The organism is Xenorhabdus sp. SGI246 (genome assembly GCF_040838225.1).
Lineage (GTDB): Bacteria > Pseudomonadota > Gammaproteobacteria > Enterobacterales > Enterobacteriaceae > Xenorhabdus > Xenorhabdus indica.
The window spans coordinates 1-19,916 of the sequence record NZ_JBFPEZ010000004.1 but is presented as its reverse complement, the minus strand read 5'-3'; the positions used below and the strand labels follow the sequence as shown (position 1 = coordinate 19,916).

At 40.6% G+C, this 19,916-nt stretch carries 15 protein-coding genes and 1 pseudogene; 5 read left to right on the top strand and 11 right to left on the bottom strand.

The window, feature by feature from the left end; translation table 11 throughout:
* Window positions 1–24: 24 nt before the first annotated feature.
* The 9 genes from ABLA85_RS01460 to leuO form a co-directional block, all read right to left on the bottom strand.
* On the bottom strand, window positions 25–1,779 hold the full coding sequence (locus ABLA85_RS01460; RefSeq protein ID WP_367960725.1) for a peptidoglycan glycosyltransferase FtsI: 1,755 nt from the start codon (window positions 1,777–1,779) through the stop codon (window positions 25–27).
* 27 nt (window positions 1,780–1,806) lie between these two features.
* Window positions 1,807–2,127 carry a cell division protein FtsL gene (gene ftsL / locus ABLA85_RS01455; RefSeq protein WP_047681743.1) on the bottom strand — a complete coding sequence of 107 codons (321 nt, stop codon included), beginning with the start codon at window positions 2,125–2,127 and terminating at the stop codon, window positions 1,807–1,809.
* Window positions 2,124–3,068 carry a 16S rRNA (cytosine(1402)-N(4))-methyltransferase RsmH gene (rsmH, locus tag ABLA85_RS01450; RefSeq protein WP_367960723.1) on the bottom strand — a complete coding sequence of 315 codons (945 nt, stop codon included), beginning with the start codon at window positions 3,066–3,068 and terminating at the stop codon, window positions 2,124–2,126. Before rsmH ends, ftsL begins: the two co-directional genes overlap by 4 nt.
* Before the next feature lie 2 nt (window positions 3,069–3,070).
* Complete coding sequence (gene mraZ, locus ABLA85_RS01445; RefSeq protein ID WP_038269941.1) at window positions 3,071–3,529, bottom strand: division/cell wall cluster transcriptional repressor MraZ; 459 nt, start codon at window positions 3,527–3,529, stop codon at window positions 3,071–3,073.
* Between the two features lie 649 nt (window positions 3,530–4,178).
* Window positions 4,179–5,186 (bottom strand): catabolite repressor/activator, encoded by a 1,008-nt coding sequence (gene cra / locus ABLA85_RS01440; protein ID WP_367960722.1) that lies wholly within the window; start codon window positions 5,184–5,186, stop codon window positions 4,179–4,181.
* Window positions 5,187–5,275: 89 nt separating this feature from the next.
* Entirely contained in the window at window positions 5,276–5,767 is a 492-nt protein-coding gene (gene ilvN, locus ABLA85_RS01435) for an acetolactate synthase small subunit (RefSeq protein WP_047681733.1), read from the bottom strand.
* 2 nt (window positions 5,768–5,769) lie between these two features.
* Window positions 5,770–7,497: an acetolactate synthase 3 large subunit gene (gene ilvI, locus ABLA85_RS01430; protein ID WP_367960720.1), complete on the bottom strand. Its 1,728-nt coding sequence runs from the start codon at window positions 7,495–7,497 to the stop codon at window positions 5,770–5,772.
* 303 nt (window positions 7,498–7,800) lie between these two features.
* A complete protein-coding gene (locus ABLA85_RS01425) occupies window positions 7,801–9,603 on the bottom strand; it encodes a long-chain fatty acid--CoA ligase (RefSeq protein WP_367960718.1) in 1,803 nt (600 codons plus the stop codon).
* Between the two features lie 206 nt (window positions 9,604–9,809).
* Complete coding sequence (leuO, locus tag ABLA85_RS01420) at window positions 9,810–10,763, bottom strand: transcriptional regulator LeuO (RefSeq protein WP_367960716.1); 954 nt, start codon at window positions 10,761–10,763, stop codon at window positions 9,810–9,812.
* 1,051 nt (window positions 10,764–11,814) lie between these two features.
* Between leuO and leuA the strand changes: the two genes are divergently transcribed.
* The 5 genes and pseudogenes from leuA (at window position 11,815) to ABLA85_RS01395 (ending at window position 18,846) form a co-directional block, all read left to right on the top strand.
* Entirely contained in the window at window positions 11,815–13,431 is a 1,617-nt protein-coding gene (gene leuA / locus ABLA85_RS01415) for a 2-isopropylmalate synthase (RefSeq protein ID WP_367960714.1), read from the top strand.
* A 32-nt stretch (window positions 13,432–13,463) separates the two neighbouring features.
* On the top strand, window positions 13,464–14,555 hold the full coding sequence (leuB, locus tag ABLA85_RS01410; RefSeq protein WP_367960870.1) for a 3-isopropylmalate dehydrogenase: 1,092 nt from the start codon (window positions 13,464–13,466) through the stop codon (window positions 14,553–14,555).
* A gap of 68 nt (window positions 14,556–14,623) precedes the next feature.
* A pseudogene (locus ABLA85_RS01405) lies at window positions 14,624–14,834 on the top strand (transcriptional regulator); the annotation flags it as partial.
* A 588-nt stretch (window positions 14,835–15,422) separates the two neighbouring features.
* Window positions 15,423–16,112, top strand: a complete 690-nt coding sequence (mutH, locus tag ABLA85_RS01400) for a DNA mismatch repair endonuclease MutH (protein ID WP_367960712.1) — start codon at window positions 15,423–15,425, stop codon at window positions 16,110–16,112.
* A 562-nt stretch (window positions 16,113–16,674) separates the two neighbouring features.
* Window positions 16,675–18,846, top strand: a complete 2,172-nt coding sequence (locus ABLA85_RS01395; protein ID WP_367960868.1) for an ornithine decarboxylase — start codon at window positions 16,675–16,677, stop codon at window positions 18,844–18,846.
* A gap of 101 nt (window positions 18,847–18,947) precedes the next feature.
* Here the strand turns inward: ABLA85_RS01395 and ABLA85_RS01390 are convergent, their stop codons facing one another.
* The gene (locus ABLA85_RS01390) at window positions 18,948–19,346 is read right to left on the bottom strand and encodes a hypothetical protein (protein WP_367960710.1); all 399 of its coding nucleotides are present in this window, start codon (window positions 19,344–19,346) and stop codon (window positions 18,948–18,950) included.
* A 269-nt stretch (window positions 19,347–19,615) separates the two neighbouring features.
* Window positions 19,616–19,916: peptide deformylase (locus ABLA85_RS01385; RefSeq protein WP_367960708.1), on the bottom strand; the 301-nt coding region annotated here is incomplete at its 5' end.

Here is a 19,916-nt window from a genome sequence, read left to right as displayed (position 1 = left end):
TCCTCTTTATTTATTCGTCACAAATTAGTTATTAACCACGAACTCTTTTTTATCGTCCGCAGGCAATGCATCAGGCTCGACGTTCATCGTACGGAGAACACCACTCATGATGTTGCCGAAAATAGGCGCTGAAACTGCACCGCCATAATATTTACCTGCTTGTGGATCATCGACAATCACAACCAGTGCAAAACGTGGGTTACTCGCAGGCGCAACTCCTGCGGTATAAGAGATATATTTATTGACATACTTGCCATCCGACCCGACTTTTTTCGCCGTACCGGTTTTGATTGCAATGCGGTAACCTTTTATCGCCGCACGTACCCCGCCTCCACCAGGCAATGCCACACTCTCCATCATGTGCACCACTGTGCGCATGATATTCTCAGGAAATACTCGAGTACCCGGAACTGGGGGATCGACCTTAGTAATTGATAAAGGGCGATAAATACCTAAGCTGCCTATTGTTGCGTAGACTCGCGCTAACTGTAACGGTGTTACCATCAGCCCGTAGCCGAAAGAAAAGGTGGCCCTCTCAAGATCAGACCACCGTTGTCTATTTTTTGGAAATACACCACTCTTTTCTCCGACCAACCCCAAATCGGTCGGTTTTCCCATCCCAAAGCGGTAATAAACATCTACCAGCTCCGAGGCAGGCATCGCTAACGCCAGTTTAGAAACACCAACGTTACTCGACTTCTGTAAAATCCCCGTGATGGTTAACTCAGGACGTGGAGCTACGTCTTTGATTTCATGTCCTCTCGAACCATACATCAATCGGTAAGGTCTGGTATCCAACACGGTATTTTCTTTAACAATGCCACTATTCAGCGCACTCATCACAACCAACGGTTTCACTGTAGAACCGGGTTCGAACATATCAGTAATGGTACGATTACGCATGGCATCTTTTGGCGTTCCCGCCAAATTATTCGGGTTATAAGACGGGCTGTTTACCATTGCCAACACTTCGCCGGTGTTAACGTCTACCAATACGGCAGAGCCAGATTCCGCCTTGTTAAGTACCACAGCTTTCATTAATTCCCGATAAACCAAAGTCTGAAGACGCTCATCAATACTGAGAGCCAAATCATGAGCAGCTTTTCTGTCTACAGATGAAACATCTTCAATGACTCGCCCGGTGCGATCTTTACGAACAGTCCGGCTTCCCGGCTTACCTGTCAGCCAGCTATCGAAACTCTTTTCCACCCCCTCAATACCATTGCCATCAATATTGGTCACACCAATAATATGTGCAGTCACCTGCCCTGCCGGATAATAACGGCGGGACTCCTGGCGCAGATAGATACCCGGCAGTTTCAGTTTTCCAACATAATCACCAATAGAGGTATTAACTTGACGAGCAAGATAAACAAAACGCCCTTTAGGATATTCATTGATTTTACTGGTTAATTGATCAAGAGGAATGGAGAGCGCATCAGCTAACGCCTGCCAACGGGTGTCATCCGTAATACCGCCTTTTTCAAAGATTTCTTTGGGATCTGCCCAGACAGCATCTACAGGTATACTGACTGCCAGTGGGCGCCCATTACGATCGTTAATCATGCCACGGGCAGTCGGAATAGATTGGACACGCAGAGAACGGGAATCCCCTTCTTTCACCAAATGGTCAGGATTAATGATCTGCAAATAAGCCACTCGAATCAAAAGCCCGATTAAAGCAAGCGAAATGCCTCCACACAGCAAGACAAAACGCCATCTGACAAAACTGGCTTTATCTTCTTGTTTTTTCAACTTTAAAGAGCGTGCAGCTTTCATCGCCTACCTTTTAGTTGTCAACTGGACTTATTGAGTAATCACAATGTTTTCTTGTACCGGATCGACATGTTGCATATGAAATTTTTCAGTCGCTATAGATTCGATCCGACTGTGGTCACCCAATGCATTTTCTTCAAGGAGCAAGTTACGCCATTCAATATCCTGAGCATCAATCTGAATTGCCTGACGTTCTTTCTCCGCAGTCAATAAGCGGGTCTGATGGGTGACCGTCACAACACTGATCGCTGAAATCACTACAGCCACCAGTAAAATCAATGGGATTTTGGCATTGCGGATTAAATCGCTGCCAATGACTCCCACTAATCCATGACGTTCACCTGCCATTATTCACCTGCCTTTTCAGCAAATCGCAATACCGAGCTTCTTGCTCTCGGATTGGTTGCCACTTCATCCCCAGAGGGTTTCAACCTGCCAATTGATTTCAGACTACGCCCCCCTAGTGCTTTTAATTGCACTTCTGTAAGAGGCAAACCTGCTGGAACCTGTGGCCCCTGACTATGTTGCTGGATAAAGCGTTTCACTATGCGATCTTCCAACGAGTGGAAACTGATGACTGATAATCGCCCTTGTGGTGCTAAAACTTGTAATGCACCTTCCAATGCACGTTCTATTTCTTCCAGTTCACTGTTAATGTAGATCCTGATAGCCTGAAAACTGCGTGTCGCAGGATGCTTATGTTTCTCCTTAATTGGACTGGCCTGAGCAATTAGCTCTGCCAATTCTCTAGTCCGCGTAATGGGTTCTACCTGATTGCGAGCAACAATGGCTCTCGCAATTCGTTTGGCAAAACGTTCTTCACCAAAAGTTTTCAGTACCCACGCAATATCATCTGCTTCAGCCTTCATTAACCATTCTGAGGCTGATTGTCCCCGGGTAGGATCCATCCGCATATCCAGAGGCCCATCACGCATAAATGAGAAACCACGCTCAGGATCATCCAGTTGCGGTGAAGACACCCCTAAATCCAGCAAAATACCATCAATTTTTCCAACCAGACCTGCATCTCTTACATAAGTAGCCAAGTCTGAAAATGGCCCATGAGTAATAGAGAAACGCAAGTCAGTAATTGTTTTTGATGCTTCAATAGCCTGCGGATCGCGATCTATTGCCATCAAACGACCATTCGGTCCCAACTTTGATAAAATCAGGCGAGAGTGTCCCCCTCGCCCGAATGTTCCATCAATATAAATTCCATCTTCCCGGATATTCAGTCCATTGACAGCTTCATCCAGTAATACACTGGTGTGCTTAAAATGACTATTTGCCATGTTTATAGTGATAAATCCTGTAGCCTTGCTGATAAAGGTTCATGTGTAGATTGTTCAGCAGCGATATCACTCTGTACCTGCTGATACCAGACTTGCTCATCCCACAATTCAAATTTATTAAATTGCCCAACCAGCATGACTTCTTTTGTTAGCCCTGCATGCTGACGCAATGTATTGGCTAACAAAAGACGCCCTGCACTGTCCATTTGGCATTCACTAGCGTGTCCTAATAACAAACGTTGAACACGACGTTCGGCTGGGTTCATGCTGGATAAGCGAGATAATTTTTCTTCGATGATTTCCCATTCGGGTAATGTATAGAGCAACAGACACGGTTGATGAAGATCAATTGTACAAACCATTTGACCTTTTGATTCCGTATTCAGTGTTTCCCTATATCGGGCAGGTACAGTAAGTCGCCCTTTAGTATCGAGATTAACCAGCGTTGCTCCACGAAACATACTCAGGTTACCCCTTGGTGGCCCAAATCTCCACATTATCCCACAAATCACCACAATTAAGAGTTTACGGATGGTATGAAAACCTTGTCAAGCCAGAGCCGAAGTGCTTTAGCTAGATTTACAGAAAGATTTAAGAGAGAAAAAGAAGGATTTTTCAGATTTGGTAATCTTAATAAAATATAACACTATGATAAATATGAATTATTTAATGATACTGACGGGGTTAATCTGAAAAAATTTTTTTAGAGCAAATAATTACTACTTAAATTAATTTATGTAATCTATATCGCATTATTGCCCAATTGTTAATCAGTGGTAATCTATCAATAATAAAAATATACACAAGTTAAAATAGTATAAAAAGTAATAATAAAATGAAATAAAATAGAATACCAAAAACCACAATTATTTTAATATCAATCAAATAGAATACTTTCTTTCATTAAAGAAATAACATTCATTTATAATGTTATTTTAAAAGAAAAAATCTATTTTTTTTACCTTCAATAGCATGTTAGCCATTTTTTCACTCATAGATTTTTGTTTAGAAAAATTTTAGTCAGAATAATCTCAAAATTAAGTCAACGAACCCATTTAAATGATTTTAGGTACATGATATAGCACCCTCATATTACATGAGGGCACACAGTCAGATTTTACGGCTCAAACTTCCGCGGCGACATAAATGACGGCGCATACGTGTCATTCCCGGAGCGGGTCTCTGTTTTTCATCCAGACTGGCTAATACCAGCGACAGAGCCTGTTCGGCAACATCACGATGGCGTTGTGCCACTGATAATACCGGACATTCAAGAAAATCGAGTAATTCATGGTCACCAAACGTTGCAATGACCAATTGCTCTGGCAATCGTCCACTGCGCTTAAGAATGGTATCCATCACTCCCTGGAGCAAGGCAAATGAAGTTGTGTATAACGCCTGAGGCACTGGATTATTTTCCATCCATGAAGCAAAAACTTCTGCGGCGGCTTCACGTTCATAACTGTTCGCATAAAGATAGTTTACTTTACGCGGATCATTTTCCCATGCTTCGCGGAATCCCTGCTCGCGTAAAAAGCTAACTGATAATTCAGGCAGTGCTCCCAAATAAAGAACAGATTCTGACGGGAATTGGCGCAATTCTTGGGCCAGCATTTTTGCATCTTCAAGATCATCTCCGACAACACTGACAAAATGTTCACTATCCAATGCACGATCAAGCGCGATAATCGGCAGAGAGCGATTTGCCCAACGTTGATAAAATGGATGTTCAGGAGGAAGAGCGGTGGAAACAATAATAGCGTCCACTTGTCGTTGCAAAAGATGTTCAACGCAACGCATTTCATTATCTGGCTGATCTTCAGAACAGGCTATCAATAACTGATATCCGCGTTGCCGTGCCTGACGTTCAAGATAGTTGGCAATACGGGTATAGCTTGTGTTTTCCAAATCCGGTATCACTAAACCTATTGAACGGGTACGCCCCGCCCGAAGACCAGCGGCAACAGCATTAGGATGGTAGTTATGCTCCCTGACCACTGCCATCACTTTTTCTACTGTCTTATCGCTGACACGATACTGTTTGGCTTTACCATTGATAACATAACTGGCCGTAGTACGTGAAACACCTGCTAAGCGGGCGATCTCATCCAGTTTCACATTAACCCCTCAGTAATATGATAGAAAAAGCCCTACTTTACAGTAGGGCCCGGTAAATATCTGTATATTAATCCGCATATTGCGATCTTTCATCGCATAATTTTCTCACCACGGCTGACACCAACAATACCTGAACGTACCACTTCCACGATTTCTGCAACCTCTCGCACAGCATCAAGAAACGCATCCAGTTTTTCGCTCGTGCCCACCAACTGGACGGTATACAACGTTGAAGTGACATCAACGATCTGCCCGCGAAAGATATCTGTGCTACGTTTGATTTCTTCACGGCCATATCCACTGGCCTGCAACTTCGCCAGCATAATTTCACGTTCAACATGAGCACCGGCAGTTAACTCATTGACACGTAGAACATCCACCAGCTTATGTAATTGTTTTTCAATCTGTTCTAGTACCTTAGCATCGCCTTTGGTTTGAATAGTCATGCGTGACAAAGTTGGGTCTTCCGTTGGGGCCACTGTCAGACTTTCAATATTATAGCCACGTTGGGAAAACAACCCCACCACACGAGACAATGCTCCCGATTCGTTTTCAAGTAATACAGACAAAATCCGGCGCATGATCAGGTCCTCTCTGTTTTGCTTAACCACATCTCATCCATTGCTCCACCCCGGATCTGCATTGGATAAACGTGTTCTGTTTCATCAACGGTAACATCAACAAAAACCAGACGCTGGTTTTCAGTCACTTCACGCAAAGCCTGAGTCAGTTTACTTTCCAGTTCATCATACGTTCGGATGGATACACCAATGTGACCATAAGCCTCTGCCAATTTGACGAAATCAGGTAGTGACTCCATATAGGATTGGGAGTGGCGACCGGCATAAATTATATCCTGCCACTGTTTCACCATCCCTAAAAAACGGTTGTTTAAGTTCAGCACCAGCACCGGTAAACCATACTGTAATGCAGTGGACAGTTCCTGGATATTCATCTGAATACTGCCATCTCCTGTCACACATACCACGGTCGCTTCCGGTTTCGCCAGCTTAACACCCAGTGCTGCCGGCAAACCAAATCCCATGGTGCCTAAGCCACCGGAGTTAATCCAGTGTCTTGGCTCATCAAATGGATAATGCAGGGCAGCGAACATCTGATGCTGGCCTACATCTGATGCGAGATAAGCTTTCCCTTCGGTCAGGCGATAGAGGGTTTCAATCACCGCCTGCGGTTTTATTTTCGGACTGGTACGATCATAATCAAGGCACTTGCGGCTACGCCACTGCTCAATGGAAAGCCACCAATCTTTTATGGCATCTGGGTCTTGTGCATCTTCCGCTGTATCCAACAACTCCAGCATTTGACCAAGTACCTGTCTGGCATCACCCACAATCGGAATGTCAGCCGTTACAGTTTTAGAAATCGATGTCGGATCGATATCAATATGTAATACCGTCGCTTTCGGGCAATATTTAGCAAGATTATTGGTAGTACGATCATCAAAACGCACCCCCACAGCAAAAATAACATCAGAATTGTGCATTGCTTTATTGGCTTCAAACGTGCCATGCATTCCCAACATTCCCAGACTCTGCCGGTGAGTCGCAGGAAAAGCACCAAGCCCCATCAGCGAACTGACAACAGGAAGATGAAAACGCTCTGCCAGTTTCAGCAATTGCGGTGAACACCCTGAACTGATGGCACCACCGCCCACATACAGCACTGGTTTTTTCGCATCCAACAGTGTTTTCAGCGAACGCTTAATCTGTCCCTTATGCCCCTGTATCGTGGGGTTATAAGAACGCATACTGATTTTTTCTGGATAAACATAGGGAAATTTCAGTGCTGGATTGACGGTATCCTTAGGAAAATCAATAACAACTGGCCCTGGACGACCGCTTGCCGCCAGATAGAAGGCTTTCTTGATTGTACTTGGGATATCTTCTGCTTTCTTCACCAGAAAACTGTGCTTTACGATAGGACGAGAGATCCCTACCATATCACATTCTTGAAAAGCATCATTACCTATCAGAGAACTAGGCACCTGGCCAGACAGCACGACCATCGGAACTGAATCCATATAGGCTGTTGCAATTCCCGTGATAGCATTGGTTGCTCCTGGCCCTGAAGTGACCAACACAACCCCTGTTTTTCCCGTTGAACGAGTATATCCATCTGCCATATGAACAGCACCCTGTTCATGACGCACCAGAATATGCTCTATTCCCCCAACCGTATGCAGGGCATCATAAATATCCAAAACTGCCCCGCCCGGATAACCGAATACATGTTCAACGCCCTGATCGATTAACGATCTGACGACCATTTCGGCTCCTGACAACATCTCCATTGAGTTTGCCTCCAGGCTCTGTTTGCAAGTTAATGTCAGAATTTCATAAGGTCATCATGAGAAACAACCTTACTTATTCCATTTCTTATTTATATAAAATGAATATTTAATAAGCGTACTTAATCATGCTCATTTCATGAATACATTGAACCATTAACATAACGTTAGATACCAAGGTTATCAAACATCAATTCACATACTGAAAACATTTTTTTAATAAAGATATTGCCATTGAGCTAATTTGAACCAGAAACTACCGTGTTTTTATGCTATATTTTCAATAACCTTTTTTGCTATTTCTTTTCAATCCCGATACATAGATTCAATTTCACTCTGATAATGCTGTGAGATCACTTTGCGCCGCAATTTTAGTGTTGGTGTTAATTCACCTTTTTCCATGGAAAAAGCCTCTGGCAACAGAGTAAAACGTTTCACCTGGTGGAACTTCGCAATATTTTTTTGTAATTCTTTCAGGCGTTGTTCAAATAACTCGATAACCTGATGATTACGCAGTAACTCAAGACGACTGTGATAATGGAGATTAATGGATTTTGCATAATCCTCCAGCGCTTCATAGCTAGGAACAATCAGTGCAGAAACAAACTGACGGGTATCAGCAATAACAGCAATATGTTCAATAAAACGATCCTGACCTAACGTCCCCTCAATCAATTGTGGAGCAATATATTTTCCCGTTGATGTTTTCATTAAATCTTTCAGGCGTTCTGTAATGAACAAATTACCTTTATCATCTATCCCTCCTGCATCTCCGGTGCGCAGCCAACCATCTTCGGTGAAAGCATGAACAGTGTCTTCCGGCCGGTTAAAATATCCCTTCATCACGATTGGGCCACGAACCTGAATTTCGCCCTCAGTACTAATACGAACATCGACTCCGGGTAATGGGCTACCAATCGAACCTAACAGATAATTTTTTTCTTCCCAACAGGAAACGGTGGCACAAGTTTCTGTCATACCATAGCCATACTTGATATTGAGTCCAACAGACAAGAAGAAATGCATGATGGAATCGTCAAGGCGTGCTCCCGCAACTGGCAGAAAACGGATCCGGCCTCCCAATATTTGACGAAGTTTGTCCAATACCAACCGATCTGCCAGTTTTTCGCCACATAAAGAAAACGGGCACCCTTTCTTACTGTTTAATTGACGTAACCAACGACTTTCACCCCGTTTGATTGCCCAGTGAAAAATCATTCTGCGCCAAAACGGAGCACGGGAAACTTTTTCAAAGATTGCGCTATATACTTTTTCATAAAAACGAGGGACAGAGCACATCACTGTCGGTTGCACATCAACCATCGCCTCACGCACAAAATTTGTGTCAGTCAGATAAACATTCAAAGCGCCTGTATGCATGACGTAATAACTCCATGCACGCTCAAAAATATGAGATAAAGGCAGAAAGCTCAGAGATACATCCTGTTCAGTCAATGTTAATCGCTGGTCATGCAGATAGAGTTGAGCAGCCACATTCTGGTAATCCAGCATGACACCTTTAGGCTCTCCTGTTGTGCCTGAGGTATAAATCAGAGTGAAGAGATCACGCAAATTCTGCCCTGCGATACGGTTATCGAGTTCAGATTGATATTGTGACCAATCGGTCGCAATAAATGTTGATAAATACAACGCTTGCGGACATTCCTGCAAATCAACAGATTCATCCAATACAACCAGATGATTAAGCTGCGGACACAACGCTATCAGGGTCACCGCAACATCATATTGTTCCTGCCCTCCAACGAATAGTACCCGTACACCGGCATCATTAAGAATAAATGCAGCCTGATCACAGCTACTGGTGGAATAAAGCGGTACAGTGACAGCACGTAGCTGTAAGATAGCCAGATCTGCCAATGACCATGCCATTGAGTTATGCGCAAAAATACCGACTTTTTCCTGAATTTCCACACCAAGCGACAACAAGGATTTTGCGATAGATTTTGTTTTCCTATCGACATCCTGCCAGCTCATTTCAAACTGTTCTGATGGTGACCATTGGCGGAATGCAATCTTTTCAGGATACTTGCTGATTTGCTGCTGTAATCGCGTGATCAAGTGATAAGAGTGCAAAGAATTTGTTATCACAATATATTCCTGTTCTAAATCTTCGGTTCATCATATTCAGCAAAGATAACTGACTACTTTTCAGCTTACATGTGTTAGCTATTTTCGCGCAGTCTACCCATTCCTGATGAAAGGGGGAAGAATATTTTTAAGATCTTCTCCCCCCTGACGGGGGAAGTTTGCAGGATTTACCAGATAACTATAGATATGTAGAGTTAATTACCACCTTATTCCTGCTCACTAAGATCTCTTAGTAACGATTTCATCCATTGGTGCCCTTTATCTCTGTTCATAGAAGCGTGCCATATTAAATAACAAGGACAAGAAATGTTACTATTGGACAGCGATACTGCTCGTATATTTAATTGTTTGGAATAGTGTTCAACCATCCATTTAGGCGCTATAGCAACCAAATAAGTCTGAGATACAATGTTGAGAACACTATTTAAATCTGTTCCCTGATAAGAGATCGAATCCAATAATTCACTATTTTCATAGTAAGGTTTACTGAATGAATCAGTATTATCTAATGTCACAATCGCATGTCTCTCCTCCAGCAATTGCTGTTGATTGATACATTCACTAATTCTGGGATGTTTTTGGGAAACAGCCAGAACCAACTCGTCATTAAATAATGGGAAATGCTGAAAATCAGGATGTTCAAATTTGGTATAACTGATAACAAATTCTATTTCCTGATATTTTAATTGCCTCTCAACATTGTCGCTAATTTGTGTTTTAATCACCACATCAATATTCGGAGAGTGTTTTTTTATTTCTCCAACAATTTGAGCAGCTAAACGGATATCAAGTGGGCTGCAAATAGAAAGATTAAATATTCTTGTACTATTATCGGGATCAAATCCGGCACCGGGTAATTCATTATGCACAATCTGAAGTGCCTGCCTAAGTGGCCCGAAAAGCTGCTTTGCCCTTGCTGTTGGCTGAATTCCCCGCCCATGCCGTACAAATAACTCATCATCAAACATCGTTTTTAAGCGGGAAACTGCGTTACTGACCGCTGGTTGTGACATACCTAATGCCTGAGCCGCGCGTGTAATATTCTGCATTTGCATAACAGCATTAAAAACAGTAAGCAAATTAAGATCTACACTACGCAATTGAACTTCACATGGTTCTTTTCTTCCCATACCTGTAGTTACTGAGTTGTATCCAGCCATTATTTAATTTCACTCCACTATATTTATTGCAACGTTCTCATTAAGGAATAAATATTGGCAACTTTACCATGCAAAATTCCAACATTTTAAAAAGCCATATCAATTAATGAGAGCATTTACTCAATTAGTTATCATTTAATTGAGATTGTTCATTGTACAAGAAATATGCATACGACATATTCTTATCTATACCCTATGAGTTTCAATTTACTTTAGCAAAGTAGGTATAAAAAGCCGTCGATAATAACAGGATAACAATCATAAATAATTCAATAGAAAATGATTGTATTCCAATTACCAAACCTATATGGGCTAAAACCAACCTTTTATATATCGCTAAAATTCATCAAAAATAAACTGTCTATCATAAATTAATATCTATAACTATTTTCAGAAAGTTTATTCCTGTAAAAATCGCTTTCAGAAAAGCTAATGATTGATATTAATAAAAATGAAAAAAAACAAAAATAAAAAATACAAGTAATTACTATTACTAATTTTTTATTTTTATTAGTATGTAAATTATAAATATAGTTATTATTTATATATCTAAGAACACCATAGTGAGTATTCATTTCATCCCTGTCTCTTCAATGAACATCTGTGTAAAAGCACAAACATTATATCTATTATCCATTAAGGCCGGATTTTACTTCATATATTGATATGAAAAATAGATAAAAGCATCGCTAAAAATGTAAAAAATAGTCACTAAGGCTAAATGAAGGTCAAAAAAGGAACTGTCAATGAATATTATTTATTCTTACGTCATTATTTATGCTGCTTGACATTGTTTTGCAGATAACGTATCAATAAATATATCGAACCGATAATACTCGTTTAACAGATTTTCAAAGGTTGACTTACATGATTCACAATTTCCGCCTACTAAGCCTACTACTCATCGCCTTTAATGTGCGCGGTATGCTGGTAGACTGAATTCTAAGTTAACTTTTACCAGAGATAAAAAAACCCGCGCCGTGCGCGGGTTTTTTTATACCGGCTCGGCGCTCTAAATCTCATCACGACAGCCAATTGACAGGAGCACAACATGAGCCAGCAAGTCATTATTTTCGATACTACTCTGCGTGACGGAGAACAGGCATTACAAGCCAGTTTAAGTGTAAAAGAAAAACTACAAATCGCTTATGCATTGGAAAGACTGGGCATTGATATTATTGAAGCCGGCTTCCCGGTTTCCTCTCCGGGGGATTTTGAATCAGTCCAGACTATTGCCCGTGAGATTAAAAACAGCCGCATTTGCGCATTGTCCCGCTGTGTTGATGATGATATTGACATTGCGGCTGAAGCTTTGAGAGTTGCAGAAGCCTTTCGGATACATGTGTTTTTAGCCACCTCCAACCTGCATGTCGAACATAAATTAAAAAAAGGGTTTAACGATGTTGTCGAAATGGCAGTTCGCTCTATCAAACGCGCACGCAATTATACCAATGATGTCGAATTTTCCTGTGAAGATGCTGGTCGTTCCAATATCGATAACTTATGTCATATTGTAGAACAGGCTATTAAAGCAGGAGCAACAACGATCAATATTCCTGATACAGTCGGTTATACCACACCCTACCAATTTGGCGGTATTATCCAAACCTTATTTGATCGGGTGCCTAATATTGATCAAGCCATTATTTCTGTCCATTGCCACGATGATTTAGGTATGTCAGTAGCCAATTCCATTACCGCAGTTCAAGCCGGAGCCAGACAGATTGAAGGAACAATTAATGGCTTAGGCGAACGCGCCGGAAACTGTTCACTGGAAGAAGCGATCATGGCAATCAAAACCCGCCAACAAATGTTGGGAGTCCATACCAACATTAATCACAAAGAAATTTATCGTACCAGCCAATTAGTCAGTCAAATCTGCAATACTCCGATTCCAGCTAATAAAGCGGTTGTAGGCAGTAATGCTTTTGCCCATTCGTCAGGTATTCATCAGGATGGTGTTCTGAAAAACCGCGAAACTTACGAAATCATGACGCCGGATTCCATCGGCCTGAAAGATACCCAACTGAATCTGACTTCTCGCTCTGGCCGCTCTGCCGTAAAACATCGCATGACTGAAATGGGCTATCAGGAACAGGATTATGATCTGGATGCACTGTACCAAGCCTTCCTGCGCTTGGCAGACAAAAAAGGTCAGGTATTTGATTACGATCTGGAAGCATTGGTATTCATTAATCAACAACATCAAGAAAATGAATACTATCGACTGGAATATTTTAGCATCCAATCCGGAACCAATATTGTCCCAACAGCAACTGTGCGTCTGGCTTGTGGTGATGAAATTAAATCTGAAGCTGCGACCGGAAATGGGACTGTAGATGCTATCTATCATGCTATTAATCGCGTTACGGGTTATCCACTGAAATTGATCTCCTACCAATTATCTAGCAAAGGTCATGGGGAGGATGCTCTCGGACAGGTCAATATTATTGTGGAATGCTTTGGTCGCCGTTTTCATGGCATGGGTTTGGAGACGGATATCATTGAATCATCTGCTAAGGCGATGATCCACGCCCTGAACAATATTTGGCAGGCAGAACAGGTTAAAAAAGAAAAGCAACGTATACAAAACTTTCTTTCTAAAAACATTAACCAGAATATTTCCCAGAAAAATATATCTCAGAACATTACAAAGGAAGCGGAATAACGATGTCAAACCACGCTATTGCAAACAAGCAAATATCAACTCACCATCATATTGCAGTATTACCCGGTGATGGCATCGGCCCTGAAGTCATGAAGCAAGCCTACAAGGTGTTGGATGCTATTCGTCATCGTTTTAATATTCGCATCACAACCAGCGAATACGATGTTGGGGGAATTGCTATCGACCGGCATGGTTGCCCTTTACCTGAAGCAACAATCGTTGGTTGTGAAAAAGCAGATGCTATCCTGTTTGGCTCCGTTGGTGGCCCCAAGTGGGAACATTTACCACCAGCCAGTCAACCAGAACGGGGCGCATTGCTACCATTACGCAAGCATTTCAGACTATTCAGCAACCTGCGACCTGCGCGTTTATATGCTGGCTTAGAATCTTTTTGCCCACTTCGTCATGATATTGCGGAAACAGGTTTCGACATTTTATGCGTGCGAGAGTTGACCGGCGGGATCTATTTTGGTCAACCCAAGGGACGGGAAGGAGAAGGAAAATACGAACGCGCTTTTGATACTGAAATCTACCATCGCTTTGAAATAGAAAGAATTGCCCGCATTGCTTTCGAATCCGCTCGCAAACGTCAGCATAAAGTCACTTCAATTGATAAAGCGAATGTTTTACAAAGCTCTGTCCTATGGCGTGAAGTCGTTAGTGAGATTGCGAAGGAATATCCTGACGTCGAGATCAATCATATGTATATCGACAACGCCACCATGCAATTGATCAAAGCTCCTTCTCAATTTGATGTTCTGTTGTGCTCTAATATTTTTGGTGACATTTTATCCGATGAATGTGCCATGATCACCGGTTCAATGGGCATGTTGCCTTCTGCCAGCCTGAATGAAAAAGGATTTGGCTTATATGAACCTGCCGGCGGCTCAGCTCCTGATATCGCTGGCAAAAATATCGCTAACCCAATCGCCCAGATTTTATCCACAGCACTGTTGCTGCGTTATAGCCTTGGACGTGATGATATTGCAGATGCTATTGAGAACGCTATCAATGACGCACTGGAACAGGGTTATCGAACGGCTGATTTAGCAGGTAATGATAAAGCAGTCAGCACTGATAGAATGGGAGATATTATTGCCCAATATATTGTCGAAAGAAGTTAAGTGCTAAAAGGTAAGCGCTAAATTTAAATTGAAGAAGAGCTAACATTGAAAAAGCCAGTAAGGTGACTTACTGGCTGATAATGGTGTTTTCACTGCTTGCGGCTCTCCATGAAATTCCACTGTTGAAAAAATCTCTAAGAATCGTCAATGCTCATTGGTGACATCCGTCATTTCATCACTATCTTGAGTTACAAGACCAAAGCAGTATAAGAAGAGTAAAAATGAACTTTTGGATGGTTTGACTTTAAATGTGCATGGTTTACACCTTCGGAAGGATAATTCACAGAAAAAGCCAAAGTTATAAACATTTATAGTCTGACAATGATAATTTTATTCACTTTTTCTGTGGATATGTATGTGAAAAAGTCAGGGGTAATACAGGTATAATTTTCTTTCACATTTTACAATGCCTTATAAGATTAAATAAATACCTATTATTTTTCATTACGTTAAAGTTTATACTTCCCTTTTTCACAACCTGTACGATACATCACAATTTCTCGCCTCCCTCTCGCTGAGCAAATATCAATCAACGGTGAATTTATCCACAGGATATGCCTTTTAGTTAATCAAAAATTGCTTATTTTTGTCGAAAATCCCCTTTGATAAGGCTGTAAATCAAACCAGTAATCCCACTTTTTACTACTTATCCCATAAAACTGTGGATAACATGGTGTAAGATCCTGTTTATTATCACTGGGAATAGGTGAACAATCATAATGAGTCTATTTTTAATACTGAAAACACACCTGAAAAAATCTTTTATATCATGCTATTATCAAGTCAATCAGTATACTAATAAACTTATAATGAACTGCCACAACCACGTGTTCATTTTTTAGACACCATTAAATATATCTTATAAACATGCAATTCATAGCGCCGGCACCACCAGAAAACGAACAACAATTACTCGAACGTGCTCAATCTCTGGCAGGTTTAACCCTGGGAGAGTTGGCCGTACAAGCCAATCTCCCTATACCGCCTAACTTGAAACGTGATAAAGGTTGGGTAGGCATGTTGCTTGAATATTATCTGGGCGCAAATGCGGGCAGTAAACCTGAGCAGGATTTCGAGCATATCGGCGTTGAATTGAAAACGATCCCGGTGGACAGAAAAGGTATGCCTCTGGAAACAACCTTTGTCTGTGTCGCACCTTTAACCGGTAACAGTGGTATCACATGGGAAAATAGCCATGTCAGACGCAAACTGTCACGTGTTCTGTGGGTGCCTGTTGAAGGAGAAAGAGAAATTCCTCTTTCCAAACGTCGTATTGGTTCTCCACTCCTCTGGAGTCCAAATCCGGTTGAAGAAGAACTACTAAGATGTGATTGGGAAGAGTTAATGGACTTAATCGTCTTAGGTAAAGTTGAGAATATTACCGCCCGTCACGGTGAAGTGCTCCAATTACGCCCGAAGGCAGCAAATAGCCGGGCATTAACAGAAGCTATTGGTGAATATGGTCAACCCATTATGACACTTCCCCGCGGTTTCTATTTAAAGAAAAGTTTTACAGCACCATTATTGGCCCGTCATTTTTTCGTAGGATATGATTAATGCAATCAACAATGCTGAAACTTGAAAGATGACGGATATCAATATTTGAGTCTTAATAGGAGAATACTTTATATAATATTTATCTCTCGTATCCTGATATTGATAAAAATAAAAAACCAAATAAAAGATAAGATAATCTATACTGATAAAAAACCCCAATCTGATAATATCATCAAGTATTTGAAACTATTTTTAATAAATTTATATTTTAATGTATACATATAAAAATAGAATTTTTACTAACACAATTTTTTTGGCTATTTAGTTTTTCTTGTGGCATAGTAATCTTGTTCTTTCAACCATTACTTTTTACGACTTACTATTTATTACTAATTAGAATTTAATATTTATCTCTTATGGTTTACTCTCTGGCTTAAAGCTTCATCAATTTCAAAAGACAGTACAATCACAAAGGATTTCCCTTCAGTATTTCTATATGACTGGGGTAATTACAGCTCATGAAGCTGAAAACTGCAAGGTATAAAACAGTTAATCATTATACCCAATACCACTTTTCCATAATTCCGTATTGATTTAGATTTAATATAAGAAGATTGAAATGATAAAAAAACTTAATATTGCATGCAGTAACAATGTATGCGATTTTTTTAATAGTGAAAGAGAAACTATCAGTATTAATGAAACTAATTTTATTGATGTATCTGCTGTAGTTATTTCATTGGAAGATACATTAAAGGGTGAATTAAAACGTATCGAAAAAACAGGTTATTCACTTCCTATTTATCTTGTCATATCACCGGATGAGCCTATACCGCCCAATCTCTTACCCCGTATTACTGGTGTATTTCAATCAGAAAAAGGCAATGAAAACTTTTATGGGAAACAATTGGATAGAGAAGCAGAGAAATATGAAAATAACTTATTGCCGCCTTTTTTTGGTGCCATAACCAAATATGTTTCACAGGGTAATTCTGCCTTTGATTGCCCAGGACATCAAGGCGGGCAATTTTTTCGCCGTCACCCCACTGGATTACAATTTTTCAATTACTTCGGTGCAAACTTGTTTCATTCAGATCTAAGTAGTTCCGATGTTTTCATGGGGGATTTACTCATTCATGAAGGCGCGCCCTGCTCTGCCCAAAAGAATGCAGCGAAAGTCTTCAATGCTGACAAAACCTACTTTATTCTCAGCGGCACTTCTTCTGCTAATAAGGTCGTATTGAATGCGTTATTAACTCCGGGTGATCTGGTGCTTTTCGATAGAAATAACCATAAATCTAATCACATCGGAGCCCTTATTCAGGCAGGAGCAACTCCCATTTATCTGGAAACTGCCCGCAGTCCATTTGGCCTGATTGGCGGTATAAATGCTCATTGCTTTAAGGAAGATTATCTGCGTAACTTAATAAAAGAAGTTTCCCCTGAACGAGCAGAAGAAAAACGTCCGATTCGTCTGGCCATCATCCAATTAGGGACATATGACGGTACTGTCTATAACGCCAGGCAGGTTGTGGATAAAATCGGTCATCTTTGCGATTACATTTTATTCGATTCTGCCTGGCTTGGTTACGAACAATTCATTCCGATGATGGCGACTTGTTCACCATTATTATTGGAACTTAATGAAAATGACCCCGGTATTCTGGTTACACAATCTGTACACAAACAACAAGCCGGTTTCTCTCAGACATCACAGATCCATAAAAAAGATCGGCACATCAAAGGACAGCCACGTTATGTAAACCACAAACGATTTAACCACGCCTTTACTGCTCATGCATCTACCAGTCCATTCTACCTTCTTTTTGCTGCCCTTGATGTCAATGCCAAAATACATGAAGGAGAAAGTGGCAGGAAAATGTGGATGGATTGCGTGAAAATTGGCATTGAAACACGGAAATTGATCTTACAACAATGTCAGCATATCAAACCGTTTATTCCAGATACCATCAATGGCTGTCATTGGGCGCATTATGATACAGATGAAATCGCAAGTAACCTGCGTTTCTTTGATTTTCTGCCAGGAGAAAAATGGCATTCATTTGAGTGTTACGACGAGCATCAATACTTTGTTGATCCTTGCAAACTTTTACTCACAACGCCAGGAATTGATATCAATGTTGGAGAATATGCTCAATTCGGTGTACCTGCGACTGTTTTGGCCTACTTCCTGCGCGAAAATGGTATCATCCCAGAAAAATGTAATTTGAATTCTATCCTGTTTGTGCTCACACCTGCCGAAGATATGGCCAAAATGACTCACCTTGTCTCCCAACTTGTTCGTTTTGAGCAATTGCTGGAACAAGATGCTCCCTTAGAAATTATGTTACCTACACTCTATCGCACTTATAAGACACGCTATCTTAATTACACTATCCGCCAATTATGTCAGGAAATGCATGATCTATATGTACGTAACAACATCAAACAATTACAAAAAGAGATGTTCCGAAAATCTCACTTTCCCAAAATAGCCATGAGTCCTCAACAAGCCAATATTGAGTTTGTCCGTAATAATGTAGAATTAATTCCCCTGCAAAATATTGACAAGAAAATTGCAGCAGAAGGCGCAATACCTTATCCCCCCGGTTTATGTTGTATTGTACCTGGTGAAATTTGGGGAGGTTCTGTATTAAGCTATTTTCTTGTTTTGGAAGAATGTATCAATCAATTGCCAGGTTTTGCACAAAATTTACAGGGGGTTTATTCCCAACAAGAACCTGATGGCTCCACTCGCATTTATGGATACGCTATAAAACCAAAAATAAGCTAAATTCACAATAATATGATTATTTTCTGTCTGATTTATTATCATCCTACGGTGGTCCGTGTATGACCACCTTGCTTAACTTACGACATAATAAACCAAAGTCACTATCTTTTTTTCAGTATAAAATGGAATTTGGTGTTATCCACTTGATCAATGGCTAAGTCGAGCAGAGAGTTGGGAGATATCTTGATTTCAGTAATATCAATATGTCCCGAAGATGGATGGTAGTGAACATAAATAGTTCCAACCAGTGGATAACTGCCATTCTCCCTGTTCTGAATATAAATAGAACAGGTGATTCGATTACTACTCGCTATTGAAGGAATGTGGGCATACCTGATGTCATTTCCGGTCTTAATCGAAGAAACCTTCAAATGATTAATACCTTCTGCATCAATCATCATCACATAATTACCGTCCCTAGCATCAGTGGTATCTATCAAGCTCAGGCTGATAATGAAATTAGATTGCTGATAAAATACAATCTCACTTGTCTCAATCACAATAACTCCCCTGTTTATTTCACTATCTAAACAATCACTCAAAAACAAAAACCATTTTATTGCCGAGATGGTTAAAAACCGTACAAATACTGCATAAAATTATGCAGTATTATTGTGCTTAGCGATGTAGTTCGAAATCTATTGGTATAGATTTTAAACCTTTTATATGTATTTATAATTAATAAATTAAATAATAACAATATATAAATCACATTATTCAATAATATTGAAATGAACCTAAAGATACTATTTTCATTGGTAACAATCAGTCAGTTTGTTCTGCTATTCAAATACTTTTTCACTTTTTTTAGCGCCATCTGTCTTTTTAATGGCGATAAGTAATCGATAAAGATAATACCATGCAGGTGATCAATTTCATGCTGCATAACGATAGACAAAAAATCTTCACTTACCACTGTAATCGCTTTACCATGCCGATCCAAAGCTTCCACCTTTACTTTTTCAAATCGCTCTACGTCTGCGTAATATCCGGGAATAGATAAGCATCCTTCTTGATTGACAGACCGACGCTCTTTTTCAACGATTTTAGGGTCATGTATTGAATGGTTA